This is a genomic window from Amycolatopsis sp. NPDC104775, assembly GCF_055583325.1.
In genome coordinates this window covers 1-16,047 of the sequence record NZ_JBVJOE010000009.1, presented here as the reverse complement: position 1 = coordinate 16,047, position 16,047 = coordinate 1, and the positions used below count along the sequence as shown (strand labels likewise).

Below are 16,047 nucleotides of genomic sequence, written 5' to 3'. Positions count from 1 at the left end.
CGCTCGAGGTGGCGGAGGTCATGGCGTGGGAAAGGACCGCCCCACGCCTAGCAGCTGGGTCAGCCGCCGAGGACCGGGGGAGTGATCTTCTCCCCGTCCGGCCCACGTTCAGGCTTGACCTCGAAGACCTCGTCGGGATCGACCTGCGTCGGGATCTTGTTCTTGTGTTCCTTGTCCTCTTCCTTCTTCTTCCCAGCCCCCGCCGCGCCAGCGCCCGCAGCACCAGGTTTGCCGCCCTTTCCAGCGTTCGCGGCGGCAGTAGCCCCGCGCTCAAGCCGTTCGGCAGCACCCTTGCCGCCGGACTCGCCCGGCTTCCCAGAACCGCCGGAACCACCCGAACCAGCACCGCCAGTCACCCGGCCACCAGCGCCGCCCCGGCCAGCACCGCCGCCCGTCCGGCTGCGGGGCGTCTCCTCGCCAGGACTCCCGACACTGCCCCCGCCCAGCGCGAGGCCCTCGGGCGACAGACGGCCGAGGGGACCGGACGTGGTCCGAAGGGTGTTGCCACCAGTCAAACCGGGGTTGCTGAGCGGTCCGGTGCCAGTGTTGACGCCCGGCCCCGGCGTGTACGGCAACCCGGCCGCGGGGACGCCGGGATTTCCGACAGACGGCGGGCCGAACGTATTAGCCGCGGGCCCGCCCAGCGGCGGATTCGTGAAGCCGGGCCCAGGCCCACCGGTAACGGGACCGCCAGGCCCCACATAAGGCCCGCTGGAAGCCCCGCCAGGTACGGTCACCGGTGAGGCGCTGCTCGCGTGCGTGCTGTCGTTGTTCATCTGCGGCGGAGGCGAATAAACCGGCTGCGTAGTGGCCGTCTCGTGGTACGTCGAGTCCAGCCCGTGCATTACCTGGACCGCCTGCTGATGCGCCGCGTCCGCCTGCTGTTGCTTGACCGCCACGTCGTTCAACGCGATCACGCCCTGCAGCGGGTTGCCGTTCTGGAACTGCTCGGTCGCCTTGGCCAGCTCCGCTTTCTGGTTGAACCCGGTCGGCTCCGGCATGTTCTTGTGCGCGTAGTCGGCCGCCGCGGACTGCTGGGAGTAGCGGTTCGACACCAGCTGCATCGCGTTGCCGGTTTTTTCCGTGTGGTCGGCCGTGCTCTGGAAGAACGAATGCGCTTGCGCCGCGGCCTCGCCCTGCCATTCGGCTCCCGCGGTGCTGGCCGCGTCGCGGAACTGGTTGGACGCGTCCGCGAGCCAGTTGCCGTAGGTGTTCGTCACGCGGCTGCGCTCGTTGATGCTCTCCAGGTTCAAGCCCTCGTTGACCATCTTGTGCAGGTCTTCGTGGCTGTAGGACGCGTAGTTCGCGTCCGGCGCGGGTGCGTCGCCGCGGGTTTGCTGGCCCTGGAGCAGCTGCTGGCCCTGCTGGACCGAGTACTGCGAGGCGTCCCGCTCGGTCGCGCTGCGCGTCTCCGGCGAATCCTCGCCGACCGCGAAAATCTGGTGCACGTTGTGCGCCCGGGCGTAGTAATCGCCTGCGGACTCGACGTGCTCCGCGCGATGGTGCTCGGTCATCCGGCCTCCCCGCCCGTGTACGCACTGTGATCGCTCGCCCCCTGCATCGTACCGAGTCCCGGCGGACGGCAGGGAGGTTCGCGGAATTTCCCCTCGGGCGGCCATCTGGGGGAATGGATCAGGGCCTTCCCCGATGTCCGGGCCGCTCCCGCGTGTGACGATGGGACCCGTGCAGGACTTTCTCGACATCAGTGCCCCAGGGCGGGTTGCCTCGACCTCCGAGGAGTCCTCGGCGCTCATGTCCGCCCAGGCGATGGAGATCGCCGAACCCGAGGCGCGGCACAAGATGTACCGGCGGCGCTCCGGACGGGCCGTCGCGGGCGTCGCGAGCGGGCTCGCCGATCACCTCGGCGTTCCGGTCGTCTGGGTCCGCGTCGTGTTCGCGTTGCTGGCCGCGCTCAACGGGGCCGGCCTGCTCGCCTACGGCCTGCTCTGGGTGTTCGTGCCGCAGAGCTCCGAGGAAACCGAAACCGCGCCCAAGGCCCGCGACCGGCAGCAGGCGTATGGGCTGATCGCGCTCGGCATCGGGCTCGCGGTCGCCAGCAGCACGCTCACCGGCGCCATCCGCGGCTGGGTCGCGGTGCCGATCGCGCTCGCCGCGCTCGGTGCGGCGGTCGTCTGGCGGGAGGCGGACGAATCGCAGCGGCGGCGCTGGCGCGTCGGGGCCCGCGACGGACTGGTCGGCGAGGGCGGCAGGCTCGCGGCGATCGTCCGGATCCTCGCCGGGGTCGCGCTGGTGGCCACCGGCATCGGCTTCGTCGTGTTCGCCAGCGGCGACTTCGACCAGGTCAAGTTCGCTTTGATCGCGGTGCTCGCGACCCTGATCGGCGTCGCCGTGCTCACCGTTCCGTTCTGGCTGCGGCTGGTCCGCGACCTCGGCGAGGAACGCCAGGCCCGCATCCGCACCGACGAACGCGCCGAAATCGCCGCGCACCTGCACGATTCCGTCCTGCAGACCCTCGCGCTGATCCAGCGCCAGGCCGACCAGCCCGCCGAGGTCGCCCGGCTCGCCCGCGGCCAGGAACGCGAGCTGCGCGGCTGGCTGTACGGCCCCGGCGGCTACGGCAAACCCAGCGACAAGCGGACCAAAGAAGAGGAAGAAGGCACCCGGCAGCAGCTGTCCGAGGCGCTCGCCGCGGCGTGCGGCGAGGTCGAGGACCAGTTCGCCATCTCGGTCGGCCAGGTCGTGGTCGGCGACGCCGAGCTGAACCCGCCGCTGACCGCGCTGGTGCAGGCGGCCCGCGAGGCGATCGTCAACGCGGCCAAGCACGCGGGTGTCGACGAGGTCAGCGTGTTCGCCGAGGTCGAACCCACCGAGGTCACCGTGTTCGTGCGCGACCGCGGCAAGGGCTTCGACCCGGACGTGGTGCCCGCCGACCGGCACGGCCTCGCCGACTCGATCCGCGGCCGGATGGAACGCCACGGCGGCACCTGCAAGCTGCGCACCGCGCCCGGCGAAGGCACCGAAGTCCAGCTCGCCATGCCGGTGAAAGCAGGCAAAGGGGTGGCGTGACCTCGCTATGCTCGGGGACAGGCGAAGCGAGGGAGTGGGCAGTCGTGACGGAGAGCCAGCGGGAACCGGTCAAGGTCTTCCTCGTGGACGACCACGCGTTGTTCCGCGCGGGAGTGCGCACGGAACTCGATTCGATCACCGACGAGGTGCAGGTGGTCGGCGAAGCGGGGTCGGTCGCCGAAGCCGTCGCGGGCATCGCGCGCACCCGTCCGCAGGTCGTGCTGCTCGACGTCCACATGCCTGACGGCGGCGGTGCCGAGGTGCTCCGCCGCGTACGTCCGGAGCTGCCGGACGTCGTCTTCCTCGCGCTCTCGGTGTCCGACGCCGCGGAAGACGTCATCGCGGTGATCCGCGCCGGCGCGCGCGGATACGTCACCAAGACGATCTCGTCGAAGGAACTCGTCCGCGCGGTGGTCCGGGTGGCCGACGGCGACGCGGTGTTTTCCCCGCGCCTGGCTGGTTTCGTCCTCGACGCCTTCGCCGACCGCCCCGGCTCCGCGCCGATCAACGACCCGGAACTGGACCTGCTCACCCCGCGCGAGCGCGACGTGCTGCGCCTGCTCGCGCGGGGTTACGCGTACAAGGAAATCGCGTCTGAGCTGTTCATCTCGGTGAAGACGGTCGAAACGCACGTGTCGAGCGTCCTGCGCAAGACACAGCTGTCGAACCGCTACGAGCTCTCCCGCTGGGCCTCGGACCGCCGCCTCGTCTAAGCCGGAGTCAGCTCTTCTTCCGGAACCACGGCCGGTTTGCGCTGCAACCGCGTCAGCGCGACGCCGAGCAGCACCACGACCATGCCCGCGATCACGCGCAGATTCAGCTGCTCGTGCAAGAACATCGCGCCCAGCAGCACCGACACCACCGGCAGCAGATAGCCGACCACCGACGCCGCCACCGCGCCCTCGCTCGCCAGCAGTTGGTAGTTGAGTGCGAACGCGATCCCCGTCGAACCGAGGCCGAGGATGACCACCGCGATCAGCGCGCCCGGGCTCAGGTGTACCGGCGTCAGGCCGCCGAACGGCATGGCCAGCACCAGAAAACCGGTGGCCAGCAGCATTTGCCCGGCCGCGATCGCGTACGGCGAGGAGCCGGTGTTCGACAGGTACCGGCCTTCGTAGACGAACGCGAATCCGTAGCTCGCCGCGGCGGCGAGGCAGGCCAGCGCGCCCCAGCTGAGCAGTCCGGACGCCTGCCATGGCGCGAAAATCAGCAGGATCCCGCCGAGCCCGATCACCAGACCGGCGATCCGCGTCGCGGTCATCCGGTTCGACGCCCCGAGGAACGGGGCCGCCACGAGCACCCAGAGCGGGGTGGTGGAGTTCAGCACCCCGGTGATGCCGGAGTCCACAGTGGTCTCGCCGATCGCGAAAAGCAGGAATGGCAATGCATTGTGGAAGAACGCCGCGACCAGCAGATGCCCCCACGTGCTTCGCTGCGCCGGAAGGCTCCGGCGGCCGATCAGGCACAGCGCCAGCAGCACCGCGGCACCGAGCACGAGCCGCGCGAGCACCAGCTGCACCGGCGAGAACGCTTCCAGCCCCAGTTTGATCCAGAAAAAGCTCGATCCCCACATCAACGCGAGCGCCGCGATCCTCAGCAGCGTCTTCGTCTCGCCCACCCCAGGTTCCTCCTTCGCCTCAGCAGCCAGCTTCGCCGCCGTGAGGTGTAAGAACAAGCGAAAATAACTGCAGGGACGATTAAGCAAAGCTGTAGGATTGAGCCCATGCTCGATGTACGGCGCATGCAGGTGCTGCGCGCGGTGATCACGAGCGGTTCGATCACTGCCGCGGCAAGGAATCTCGGCTACACGCCGTCGGCGATCAGCCAGCAATTGGCGGTGCTCGAACGCGAAGCGGGCACGCCGTTGCTTGAACGCGTCGGTCGTGGCGTTCAGCCGACCCCAGCGGGGACGCTGCTCTCCGAACACGCGGAAACGCTCAGCGCGGAGCTAGCCCGAGCCGAGGCCGCGCTCACCGAGCTGAAGGAAGGCCGCACCGGCAAGCTCGCCATCCGCTACTTCGCCACCGCGGGCGCGACGATGGTGCCGTACGCAGTGGCCGCGCTGCGCCGCGAACATCCCGGCGTATGGCTTGATCTCAAGCTCATCGACCCGGGCGACCCGCTCACCGAGGTCGAGGAAGGCCGCGCGGACCTGGCGATCATCGTGTTCCCGCGTTCGTCGGAGCCGGGCCGGGACATCGAGCTGATGCCGCTGCTGGACGACCCGTACCGCGCGGTCCTGCCGCGGGCGCATCGGCTGGCCCGCAAACGCGTCCTCGACCTGGCCGACCTCGCCGACGAACCGTGGGTCGGCGTCGACCCGATTCCCGGCGCGTGTCGGGCGATCCTGGACGGCGCCTGCGCGTCGGCCGGTTTCCACCCGAACGTCGTGGTCGAGTCCGAGGATTACCCGTCGGCGCAAGGGTTCATCGCCGCCGGGCTCGGCGTGGGGCTGGTGCCGGAGCTGGGTCTCGGCACGCCGCATCCGGGCGTGGTGGTGCGCCGCGTCCGCAATCCGCAGCCGAGCAGGCACATTCACGCCGCGGTGGCCGCCCGGGTCGCGGGCAGCCCGGCGGTGCGGACGTTCCTGGAAGCCATGCAAGAGGCGACCGAGAACGTCGCCTGACCGCCGGCTCAGACGAACAGCAGCTGCGAAACGCCGATCCCGATCAGGATCGCGCACAGGATCGCCGCGACGGTGAGGATGATCCGTCGCCGCGCGGCCGCCTTCTCGCGAGCGGCGGCTTGGGCGGACGCGGCCTGCTGCGCCGGGGTCGGGGTGTACCGGGCGGTCGGTTGCTGCATCGCTGGCCGCATCGGCTGCGCCGGCGCGGGAGCCTGCGGCACCTGCTGAACCGGAAGCTGCATGAGCGGAGCCGGTTGCGGCGGGGGCACCGGCTGCTGCGGCGGCAGGATGTGCTGCGTGACCTCGTCCGGCTGGATCTGCTGCGTCGGCTCCGGCACGTTGGGCTGCTGCGCCGGCATTGGCCGCGACGCCGGAAGCGTCGGCAGCGCGGGCGCGGTCGGCGGGATGAACGCGGTCTGCTCGCGCCCGACAGTGATCGCCTTGAGCGCGTGCACGGTGTCGTCCATGGTCGGCCGAGCCGCCGGGTCGGCGCGCAGCATCTTCTGCAACGCCCCGGCGAGCGGGCCCGCGTTCTCGGGCGGACGCTCCGGGGACTTGCCGTCGTCGCCGAACGGCGGCACGCCCTCGACCGCCGTGTACAGCGTCGCACCCAGCGAGAACACATCCGCGGCCGCGGACGGAGGCGCGCCACGAGTGACCTCGGGCGCCCGGTAAGCCGCGTGCGGACCGCCGCCGGTGATGCCGATGTCGGTCAGCTTGACGCTGCCGTCGTCGGCGAGCAGCACAGTGTTCGGTTCGAGCGTGCGGTGGACGATGCCCGCCGAGTGGATCGACGCCATCGCGTCGCCGAGCTGGATGCCGAGGAACGCGGCTTGCTCCGGAGTGAGGCGGCCGTGCTCGGCGAGGAACACCGACATCCCGCGCGACGGGATGTACTCCATCACCAGCCACACGTCCTGGCCGTCGGGCAGCACGTCATACACCGTGATCGCGCACGGATGGTCGATCCGGGCCGCGGCCTTGCCCTCTTCCATCGCCATCGCGCGCGCCTGCTCGGCCCGCTCCGGCGGCAGGCCGACGGGCAGGTACATGCGCTTGATGGCGACGGTCCGGAACAGCCGCGTATCGAACGCGAGCCACACGATGCCCGCGCGGCCGCGCCCGATCGGCTGGTCGAGCCGGTACCGCTCGCCGACGATGCTGCCTTCTGAACTCAATGCTTTCCCTGGATCGCTAGCTGGTCGCGGTCGGCGGCGCTGACGCCGAGGTTTCCGACTGCTGCGGCTTGGTCGGCGACTGCTTAGTCTGCGACACCCGCGTTTGCGACGGCTGATCCTGCGTCGGAGTGTCCTCCGCCGAAGTGGCCCGCCGCGAATGCCGCGTCGACTGGGTCTCGCCGCGGGTCGCGCTTTCCCGGAAAGACGTAGGCGGGGACGTAGTGGTTGCGTCCGACGGCGGCTGTGTGACGGACGTCGGCGCGACCGCGGACGACGAAGCGGGCGGGGCCGGCTGCGAGGCGTCCGGCGGATTGCCCGGAGTCAGCAGCCACACGCCGAGCACGACCAAGGCGACGACCACGACACCGCCGATGATCGCGGGCTTCTTCCACGCGCCGGGCTTTTCGTCCTCGTCGTCCTCGGGCGCGGTCTGCACGCGAGTCCGCGGCGCGGGTTCCTCGTCGTACTGGTCGTTCTCGTAGCGATCCGGCACCGGGACCGCGCGCGTGGCGGCGAGGCCATTGCGGCTCGGGTCGCCGTAGAGCGGCGGTTCCTGATAGCCGCCCTGCTGGTAGCCGTGGTCGTCGTAGTCGTTTTCCGGGTAGCCGGAGCCCGCCGGATACGGGTCTTCGTCGTAGTACTGCTGCGCGCTCGGGTCGTACTGCTGGGTGACGCCCGGGTTGTCGAGCAACGTGCCCGAGTGGCTGGCCTGCTCGTCGTCGTGCAGCAGACCCGCGGCAGCCGCGCCGCCCGCCGCACCGAGCGCCGCCGCGCCGAGGGTGCCCGAGGACGGGGCCATCATCGTGTCGTCGGCCGGACCGCCGAGCGGGGTCTCGCCGCGTGCGACCGCGGACAGCAGCTCCTCGCATTCGTCCGCGGTGGGCCGGTGCTGGGTCTCCGGGTGCAGCAGCACCGCGAGCACGCTCGCCAGCGGACCGGACTGCCGCGGCGGGTTGATCTGCCCCGCGGCGACCGCGTGCAGCAGGCTCAGCGTGTTCTCGGACAGGCCGAACGGCGGCTGTCCCTCGCAGGCGGCGTACAGCGTGGAGCCGAGGGAGAAGACGTCCGACTCCGGGCCGGGGTCGCCGCCGATCGCGACCTCCGGGGCCAGATACGCCGGGGTTCCGGCGATCATCCCGGTCTTGGTGACCGTGACGTCGTCCTTGGCCCGCGAAATGCCGAAGTCGGTGATCTTCACCGTGCCGTTGCCGGCGAGCAGGATGTTGCCCGGCTTGATGTCGCGGTGCACGATGCCGACCGCGTGCGCCTCGCTCAGGGCGGCGGCGATCTGCGCGCCGATCCGCGCGACCTCCAGCGGCGGCAACGTGCCCTTTTCCTGCAGCACCTGCGCCAGGCTGGTGGAAGCCAGGTATTCCATGATCAGGCACGGCTGGCCGTTGTCGTCGGTGACGACGTCGAACACGGTGATCGCGTTCGGGTGGTGCAGCCGGGCGGCGATCCGGCCCTCGCGCATGGTGCGCTGCCGGGCGTCCTCCGCCTCGTGGTTCTCCAGCCCGGGCTGGAGAAGCAGCTGCTTGATGGCGACCGTACGGCCCAGCACCTCGTCGTGGGCGCGCCAGACCGCCCCCATCGCGCCGGAACCGATCTTTCCGACGATCCGGTACCGGTCGGCGACCAGACGACCCTCGTCGCTCACGCGACCTCCCTTTGGGGCTCCGACTTCCCGGGGCGGGACTTTTCTACCCCAAAGGGGTGAGTTCGAACCCGCCGCAGCACCGGAGCGTAGGCACCTGCTGTGGACCGTGTGCCGGTTTTGCCGAGACCGACCCGTGACAAGGCTAGGCGCTCACTCTGCGCACACGCACGCGGCACACTTCGGACGGCAGGGCAGCACTACGTTATCGCAGGTCAGGAGTACACCGCGGACAGGACGCGGGCCTGGGAGATCACATCCTGCTCGACGACGTCGAACAGTTGGGTCACGCGCAAGAGGGTTCCGTCGGCCTGGTGGACCAGTGCCACGGCGAAGACCGAACCGTCGTCCTGGACGTGCAATTCCTGGACGTCGATCGAGTCGGCCCCGCTCCACGCGCGGACCAGATCGCCCGCTTCGCCGCGCGCGACGTTCGGGGCGAGCAGCGCGAGCGCGTTCTCCGGCTGGTGGTCGATCGAGGCGTAGAACTTGCGCACCGCTTCCAGCTTCACCGGGGCCGGTGCGGCCGCCGACGAGGTAGCGGACTTCTTGTGCGATTCCGCCGAGAACGGCGCACTCGGCGCGGAGGACGACGTAGTGCCGGAAGTGGTTTCCGGAGTCGTGGTGCCCGAATTCGACGGCGTCGTGGCCGCGGTGCCGGTGCGCTTGGACTGCGCCGTGCTGTCGCTCTGCCCGGACGTCGTGCCGCCGGACGAGTGGCTCTTGCGCTGCTGCGGCACGGCTTGGCCGCCGAGCGCCGCCGCGCCGCTGAACCCGGCGGGCATGGCTGCTTCTCCGGCGATCGGCACGGTGGGCCGCGGGCCGCCGCTGAGCAGCGAGGCGGTGACGACGGCACCGGCGACGAGCGCGCCGGCCCCGACGAGCCCGGCCAGCTTCGCGCGCCGGGCGAGCTTGCTTTCGGGCTCCTCGACGGGTTCCTCGGTCCGGTCGGCCGGGCGCCGGGTGCGCGGCGGCAGGTATTTCTGCGGTTCGCGGAACACCTGCTCGAGATACTCGCGGTCGGCTTCGGCCACGTCCTCGAGCAGTTCCGGCGGAATCACGTCCTCGACGCGCACGGCGTCGGGTTCTCGCCGGGTTCGCTGCCGTTCAAGCACGAAAGTCCTCGCTCTGGGGGTTCGGGGCGGGACACGGCACGGGTGGCGGTGTCCCCGGGGCGGGCCGGGCGATTCGTGGTCGGCCCGGACCTCGTAGTCGCCAGGTAACCCTGTGCCGACAGGTGGCCGCCAGACTCCGTCGCCGGAATGCCGCCGTCGTACGACGAACGGCAGCTTATGTCACCCAACCGGACGAGGGAACAGCCGCTCACCGCACCGCACGTGCATCGGCATTTGCAGACAGTGCGCTGGTCAGCGACCGTCGTCGGTGATCTTGCCGTTGTCGTCGAAAGTGAGCGTGCGCTGCTCGGTGCTCTTGCTGCCGTCCTGGTGCGTGACCTCGACGGTGTTCACCGTGGTGCCGTGCTGCGGGTCGATGGTGACCTTCTTGACCTCGAAATACGCGACGTCGGCGTAGCGCTTGCGCAGCCCCTGCGGGCCCTCCTGCTTGAGGTCGCCGGACGTGACCGACGAGGCCTGCGACGGGTCGGTGGTGACGGTGTTGAAGAACTTCTCCGAGTTGTTCCCCATCGTGTTCGGGTCGGCGGCCGTGAAATACGGGTCCTTCGTTTCCCGCTGAGCGGGGGTGACCGGCGGCTTCCGCGGCGGCTCGCTCGTCGAGGGCGAGCCCGTGGTGGTCGGCGCGGACGTCCTGCTGTGGGTGCCGGGACCGGCCGGGGCGGTCATGTCGGCCGAACTGCTGCTAGCGGAGCTGCTCGCGCCGGTGCCCTGCTGCGGTTGCGTGCCGTTGTCCGAGGTGACGCCGTCGGGGCTGGTGCTGGAGCTATCGCGCGGGGCAGTGCCGCCGACTCCGCCGTGCTGCCCGTTCGGAAGCAGCGCGCTGAGGTTCGGGTTGCCGCCGTTCTGCCTGCCCGGCCAGCCGCCGCCCCCGATCGCGTCGGTCGTCGTGCTGCTGGGCCCGCCGACCAGGAACGTCCCGGCGAACAGCAGTCCGACGACCACCGCGCCGGACGCGCCGGTGGCGAACCACGCGGCCTTGCGCCAGGTCTTCGGCGGGGTGACCGACGCGGGGACGGAGCCGAGATCGAACGTGCCGAGCCCGTCCGGCTCCGGCGCGGCGTACACGCGCACCTCGTCGTCCTGCTGCTCTTCTTTCTCCTGCGGCGACCCGGCCGGCTCGCCGAGGATGACGCGCTGGCGCTGCGGCGGTTCTTCCGCCTCGGGGCTCAGCTCGACGCGTTCGCGGGGGCTTTCGGGCCGGTTGGCCAGCGCGGCGGAGGTGGCGGCGACGCACTCCTGCCTGCTGCGCCGGGTCGGCTGGGGGAGCGCGCTTTCCGGCGGCGCGAAGGCGAGGTGTTCCTCGGGGATCCGGTCCTGCGGGGGAGCGAAGGCGGCGCGGGACCCGGGTTGCCGGGCGGACTGGCGGCGGGATTCGGCGGTGTGGCCAGGTTCGGCCAGCCGGTCCGGGGCGGCCGGGGGGTTTTGTGGTTCTGCTGGCTGGCCGAGAGAGACGGTGGTTCGGCGGCCTTGCGGTTCGGCCGTCCTGCTTGGGGCGGCCGGGCGGTTCTGCGGTTCTGCTGGCTGGCCGAGGGAGACGGTGGTTCGGCGGCCTTGCGGTTCGGCCGTCCGGCCCGGGGCGGCCGGGCGGTTCTGCGGTTCTACTGGCTGGTCAAGGGAAACGGTGGTCCGACGGCTTCGGGCTTCGGACACCCGGTCCGGGGGCACCTGGCGGCGCTGCGGCGCTGGGGCGGTCCGGCGGCGCTGCGGCTGCGGCAACGGGGGCTCGCCGATCGGCAACGTGCCACTGGCGGCGGGGAAAACCGGCTGGTCCGGGCCTGGCCGGTTCCGGGCGTCGGGCACGCGGTTCGCGCGCGGAGCCGGTGCGCCGCGCTGCTGCGGATTCTCGCTGCCCCGCTGCGCAGGAGCGCCGTTGACGGCCGGGGCGGCACCGGTGCGGTGCCGGTGATGTCCGGCGGCGCGGGGCGGCACCACCGGAGTCCAGGTGCCGTCGGCACGGACGCGGTGCCGTCCGGGAACGGTGACCTCGGCGTCCGGCACCGCACCGGAACGGCCAGCGTGTCGCGGACCGCCCATCGTGTTTCCCGTCATGCCGGTCCGACCCCTCCACGCGAGGGGCGTGACGGCGCCGGGGCGGTCGTCAACCCGAACGGAGCAGGGACGAGGAGAACGACGCTTGCGTCCACACTTGCGGACTCCCGAGCAAATGCACGCGCACGCGGAGGACGGCGCGCGGAGCCGCAGCTCCCGCGCGTCCTCCGGGCATAGCCCGGCGCAGACGCCAGGGTCCTCACGAGCTTCACAGTAGAAAACCGGCAGGCGAATGTCTTCACCCATCCTGCAACTTGCACCGGTTTCACTCGACCGGGCGCGCCCGAACGGGCGGCACGTCACGCAGCGCAGCGTGCCGCCAGCGTTTGCCCAGGTCGGAGGCTGGTCAGCCGCCGCTGCGGTACTTCGCCTGGGTCGACTGGAGGGCCTTCACCGACGTCGCGCCGCTACCGAGCGCGATAACAATGGCGAGAACGTCCAGCACGACGTTGCCGGAAGTGAGCAACCAGGCGAACAGCGAGGCCGCGGTGGCACCGCCGGCCAGCGCCCAGCGGCTGCGCACGTACTGCGCCACCGGAGCCCCGCCCGCCCGCTTGCCCGCCGCGTTGTTCAGCAGCGCCAGGTAGCCGACGTGGCCAAGGGCCGCCAGCACGCTCGCGATCGCGATGATGACGGCGATGAGGTTAATCATGTGTCCAGTCTGCCCGGTTCCCGCGCGGAGCGAATCGGGGATGACCCGGATCCCGCGTCAGCGGCCCAGCCTGCCGCGGCCGAGGTTCAGCAGCAGCAACGCCAGCTGCCTGCCCTCCGGGCCCAGTTCGCGGTAGCGCGCGAGCACGTCCATCTCGCGGTTGTAGACGATTTTCGTGCCGCCCGCGGCCATCCGGGCCGCGCCGATGGTCTTCGACACCTCGACCCGGCGCTTCACGAGCCGGAGGATTTCGGAGTCGAGCCAGTCGATCTCCTCGCGAAGCGACGAGATGTCCTCGCCCGCCGGGGTGTGCTCGGCGGGCTGTCCGTCGGCGTTCTGCGTCTGCGCGTTCATCGGGACCTCTCTGAAGTCCGGACTCCCCTTGGCCCAGGGACGGCGAAAGCCCCGGGTCCAGTGGACTCCGGGGCTGCGGGTGATGGCGGGTGGGGCACTACGCGATCACGGGAGCCGGAGTCCGGGTCCCGTAAAAAAATCGCTCGCTGCTGTGCCGCACGGGTTCAGTATGGCACAGGCGCGCCCGGCCGCCGCCGGAACGCCCGCACCCGCGCGTGCAGCACGAGGCTGATGAACAGCCAGAACAACGGCATCGCCGGCCAGAAGAAGAACGCGCCGCCGACCGCCCAGCGAACGATCAGCAAGGTCGCGAGCACGACGACGATGCCGAGGTGGACGCGCAGCGCCGGATTGTCGCGCAGCGCGGCCCGGGTCAGCGGCCAGCCGCCTACGCGCGGCCGGACCGGGGCTGGGCGGGGAAGATCGGCGGTGAGTTCGCCGAGTTCGTCGGTGTAGCGGGTGGCGTAGATGGCGAGCAGCCGCTCTTCCACCTCGTCGAGAGTGAGCCGTCCGTCGGAACCGGCGGCCTGGATGGTCTCGGCGACGCGCTCGCGGTCGCCGTCGGAAGCCCGCAGCCGGGCGGGAATCTTGTCGTCCATACCGTTCGATGCTCCGCGCCGAGGCGGCGTCACGCGTCGGACGCGAGGCGACACCGCGGCGTACGTCCGGAAGCGCAGTCCGACCCCGTGGCTGTTCCGGGACTGTCGTACCCCCGGGGTAGCGTTGACAGACGATGGACACCCTCTTCGATCTCCCCGCAGACCCGCCCGCCCGCGCTGCCCGGCCGGGAACCGCAGACCTGCTCGAGGACCTCAACCCCGCCCAGCGCGAGGCGGTGACGCACGCCGGAGGTCCGCTGCTGGTCGTCGCGGGAGCCGGATCGGGCAAGACGCGCGTGCTCACGCGCCGGATCGCCTACCTCCTCGGCCAGCGAGGCGTGCATCCGGGCGAGATCATGGCGATCACGTTCACCAACAAGGCCGCCGCCGAGATGCGCGAACGCGTCGCGGCGCTCGTCGGCAAACGCGCGAACGCGATGTGGGTGTCCACGTTCCACTCGATGTGCGTGCGGATTCTCCGCCGCGAGGCGAAAACGCTCGACATGTCGTCGAGTTTCTCCATCTACGACTCGGACGACACGAAGCGGCTCATCACGCTCGTGGCGCGCGATCTCGACGTCGACCCGAAGAAGTACGCCGCGCGCACGCTCGCGGTGCACATCTCGAACCTGAAAAACGAACTGGTCGATCCGGACGAGGCGGCTTCGAAGGCGGCCAACGACCTGGAGCGCCGCGTCGCCGAGGTCTACGCCGAGTACCAGCGCAGGCTCTCGAGCGCGAACGCGTTCGACTTCGACGACCTGATCATGCAGACAGTGTCGTTGCTGCAAGCGTTCCCGGACGTCGCGGAGTACTACCGGCGGCGCTTCCGGCATGTCTTGGTCGACGAGTATCAGGACACCAACCACGCGCAGTACACCTTGGTGCGCGCGCTCGCCGGCACCGAAGCCACGGACACCGGGATCGAACCCGCCGAACTGTGCGTGGTGGGTGACGCGGACCAGTCCATCTACGCCTTCCGCGGCGCGACCATCCGCAACATCGAGGAATTCGAACGCGACTTCCCGAACGCGCACACGATTCTGCTGGAGCAGAACTACCGCTCCACGCAAACGATCCTGTCCGCGGCCAACGCGGTCATCGCCCGCAACCCCAACCGGCGCGCCAAGCGGCTGTGGACCGATTCGGGCGACGGCGAGAAGATCGTCGGCTACGTGTCGGACAACGACCACGACGAGGCCGCCTTCGTCGCTGGGGAGATCGACTCGCTGGCGGAGAAGGGCGAGGCGGACTACTCGGACGTCGCGGTGTTCTACCGCACCAACAACCAGTCGCGGGTGTTCGAGGAAATCTTCATCCGGCTCGGCCTGCCGTACAAGGTCGTCGGCGGCGTGCGCTTCTACGAGCGGCGCGAAGTGCGGGACATGATCGCGTACCTGCGCGTCCTCGCGAATCCCGATGACACAGTCAGCCTGCGGCGGATTCTCAACGTTCCCAAGCGCGGGATCGGCGACCGTGCCGAGGCAGTCGTGGCGACGCACGCGGAACGGGAACGGATCTCGTTCTGGGCCGCCCTGCGCGACGCGGTCGACGACAAGGTGGCGCTGCTGAACCCGCGCTCGGCCAAGGCGATCACCGGATTCGTGACGCTGCTGGACGAACTGCAGGAGATGGCGTCGTCCGGCACCGAGGTGCACGACCTGCTCGAAGCGATCCTGGAGCGCACCGGATACCGCGCGGAGCTGGAGGAATCCGACGACCCGCAAGACGCCTCGCGCGTCGAAAACCTCACCGAACTGGTGACGGTGGCCCGGGAATTCGCCGAGTTCACCGCCGAGGTCACCAACGACGAAAACGCGGAACTGGTCCTGGACGACGGCGTCCCCGCCCCGGGGTCGCTGCCTGCTTTCCTGGAACGAGTCTCGCTGGTCGCGGACGCCGACTCGATCCCGTCGCCAGACGGCGGCGAAGAAGGCGACGGCGGCGCGGGCGTGGTCACCTTGATGACCGTGCACACGGCAAAGGGCCTGGAGTACCCGGTCGTCTTCTGCACCGGTTGGGAGGACGGCGTCTTCCCGCACATGCGCGCACTGGGCGATCCAGCGGAACTGGCCGAAGAACGCCGCCTGGCCTACGTGGCGATTACCCGTGCGCGGCAACGGCTTTACGTGTCGCGAGCGCTTACCCGGTCGGCGTGGGGACAGCCGCAGATGAATCCCGCTTCCCGCTTCCTGGACGAACTCCCGCCGGACCTCGTCGACTGGCGGCGCCTGGAACCGTCCTCGCCGGGCTTCGGCAACTTCGGCTCCTCGTCAAGTTCCTCGTCCGGCCCTCGAGCCGCGACCACGTGGGGTCGGCGGTCCTCGTCGTCGACGTCTTCGAGTTCGCCGTTCGGGAAGGCGTGGAAGGACACGGTGGCTCTGAAGCTGGACGTCGGAGACCGGGTCAGCCACGACAAGTACGGCCTGGGCACAGTCATCTCGTGCGACGGCGTCGGCCCGCGCGCTACGGCGACTATTGACTTCGGGGCTTCGGGGAAGGTCCGGCTGATGCTGATCGGCAGTGTGCCGATGGTGAAACTCTGACGTTTGCGCCTAGCGGGGCTGAGGTTTTGAGCTCTGCGGCTATGGGCGCTGCCGGTCTGGGCGCTGCGTCTATGGGCGCTGCGGGTTTGCGTGGTGCGGTCTTGCCTGCGGCGGCTTTTGGGGTTTGATCCTCCGTGCCGTGCCGTGCCGTGCCGTGCCGTGCCGTGCCGTGCCGTGCCGTGCCGTGCCGTGCCGTGCCGTGCCGTGCCGTGCCGTGCCGTGCCGT

At 70.4% G+C, this 16,047-nt stretch carries 13 protein-coding genes; 4 read left to right on the top strand and 9 right to left on the bottom strand.

Annotated elements, in window-relative coordinates; genetic code table 11:
• Nucleotides 1-59: 59 nt before the first annotated feature.
• Nucleotides 60-1,514, bottom strand: a complete 1,455-nt coding sequence (locus tag ACZ63D_RS32640) for a hypothetical protein (protein ID WP_465358202.1) — start codon at nucleotides 1,512-1,514, stop codon at nucleotides 60-62.
• 238 nt (nucleotides 1,515-1,752) lie between these two features.
• Between ACZ63D_RS32640 and ACZ63D_RS32635 the strand changes: the two genes are divergently transcribed.
• On the top strand, nucleotides 1,753-3,027 hold the full coding sequence (locus ACZ63D_RS32635) for an ATP-binding protein (RefSeq protein WP_465358201.1): 1,275 nt from the start codon (nucleotides 1,753-1,755) through the stop codon (nucleotides 3,025-3,027).
• A 44-nt stretch (nucleotides 3,028-3,071) separates the two neighbouring features.
• Nucleotides 3,072-3,740 (top strand): response regulator, encoded by a 669-nt coding sequence (locus ACZ63D_RS32630; protein WP_009072456.1) that lies wholly within the window; start codon nucleotides 3,072-3,074, stop codon nucleotides 3,738-3,740.
• On the opposite strand, the gene ACZ63D_RS32625 is transcribed toward ACZ63D_RS32630, so the two are convergent.
• Entirely contained in the window at nucleotides 3,737-4,645 is a 909-nt protein-coding gene (locus tag ACZ63D_RS32625; RefSeq protein WP_465358200.1) for a DMT family transporter, read from the bottom strand. The two genes, ACZ63D_RS32630 and ACZ63D_RS32625, sit on opposite strands and share 4 nt — an antisense overlap.
• 105 nt (nucleotides 4,646-4,750) lie before the next feature.
• Between ACZ63D_RS32625 and ACZ63D_RS32620 the strand changes: the two genes are divergently transcribed.
• A complete protein-coding gene (locus ACZ63D_RS32620) occupies nucleotides 4,751-5,653 on the top strand; it encodes a LysR family transcriptional regulator (RefSeq protein WP_465358199.1) in 903 nt (300 codons plus the stop codon).
• A gap of 8 nt (nucleotides 5,654-5,661) precedes the next feature.
• Here ACZ63D_RS32620 and ACZ63D_RS32615 read toward each other — a convergent pair whose 3' ends face one another.
• The 7 genes from ACZ63D_RS32615 to ACZ63D_RS32585 all read right to left on the bottom strand — a co-directional run bounded on the left by ACZ63D_RS32615 (nucleotide 5,662) and on the right by ACZ63D_RS32585 (nucleotide 13,275).
• Nucleotides 5,662-6,831 carry a serine/threonine-protein kinase gene (locus ACZ63D_RS32615; protein WP_465358198.1) on the bottom strand — a complete coding sequence of 390 codons (1,170 nt, stop codon included), beginning with the start codon at nucleotides 6,829-6,831 and terminating at the stop codon, nucleotides 5,662-5,664.
• 16 nt (nucleotides 6,832-6,847) lie between these two features.
• Nucleotides 6,848-8,488: a serine/threonine-protein kinase gene (locus ACZ63D_RS32610; protein ID WP_465358197.1), complete on the bottom strand. Its 1,641-nt coding sequence runs from the start codon at nucleotides 8,486-8,488 to the stop codon at nucleotides 6,848-6,850.
• 212 nt (nucleotides 8,489-8,700) lie between these two features.
• Nucleotides 8,701-9,600: a hypothetical protein gene (locus tag ACZ63D_RS32605; protein WP_465358196.1), complete on the bottom strand. Its 900-nt coding sequence runs from the start codon at nucleotides 9,598-9,600 to the stop codon at nucleotides 8,701-8,703.
• Between the two features lie 252 nt (nucleotides 9,601-9,852).
• Nucleotides 9,853-11,670, bottom strand: coding sequence for a DNA polymerase III subunit gamma/tau domain-containing protein (locus ACZ63D_RS32600; RefSeq protein ID WP_465358195.1), 1,818 nt, complete (start codon nucleotides 11,668-11,670; stop codon nucleotides 9,853-9,855).
• A gap of 346 nt (nucleotides 11,671-12,016) precedes the next feature.
• Complete coding sequence (locus ACZ63D_RS32595; RefSeq protein ID WP_465358194.1) at nucleotides 12,017-12,322, bottom strand: hypothetical protein; 306 nt, start codon at nucleotides 12,320-12,322, stop codon at nucleotides 12,017-12,019.
• Between the two features lie 57 nt (nucleotides 12,323-12,379).
• On the bottom strand, nucleotides 12,380-12,676 hold the full coding sequence (locus ACZ63D_RS32590; protein WP_409183406.1) for a chorismate mutase: 297 nt from the start codon (nucleotides 12,674-12,676) through the stop codon (nucleotides 12,380-12,382).
• A 164-nt stretch (nucleotides 12,677-12,840) separates the two neighbouring features.
• Nucleotides 12,841-13,275 (bottom strand): DUF1707 SHOCT-like domain-containing protein, encoded by a 435-nt coding sequence (locus ACZ63D_RS32585; RefSeq protein WP_465358193.1) that lies wholly within the window; start codon nucleotides 13,273-13,275, stop codon nucleotides 12,841-12,843.
• Nucleotides 13,276-13,409: 134 nt separating this feature from the next.
• Between ACZ63D_RS32585 and pcrA the strand changes: the two genes are divergently transcribed.
• A complete protein-coding gene (gene pcrA / locus ACZ63D_RS32580; protein ID WP_465358192.1) occupies nucleotides 13,410-15,821 on the top strand; it encodes a DNA helicase PcrA in 2,412 nt (803 codons plus the stop codon).
• Nucleotides 15,822-16,047: the final 226 nt, after the last annotated feature.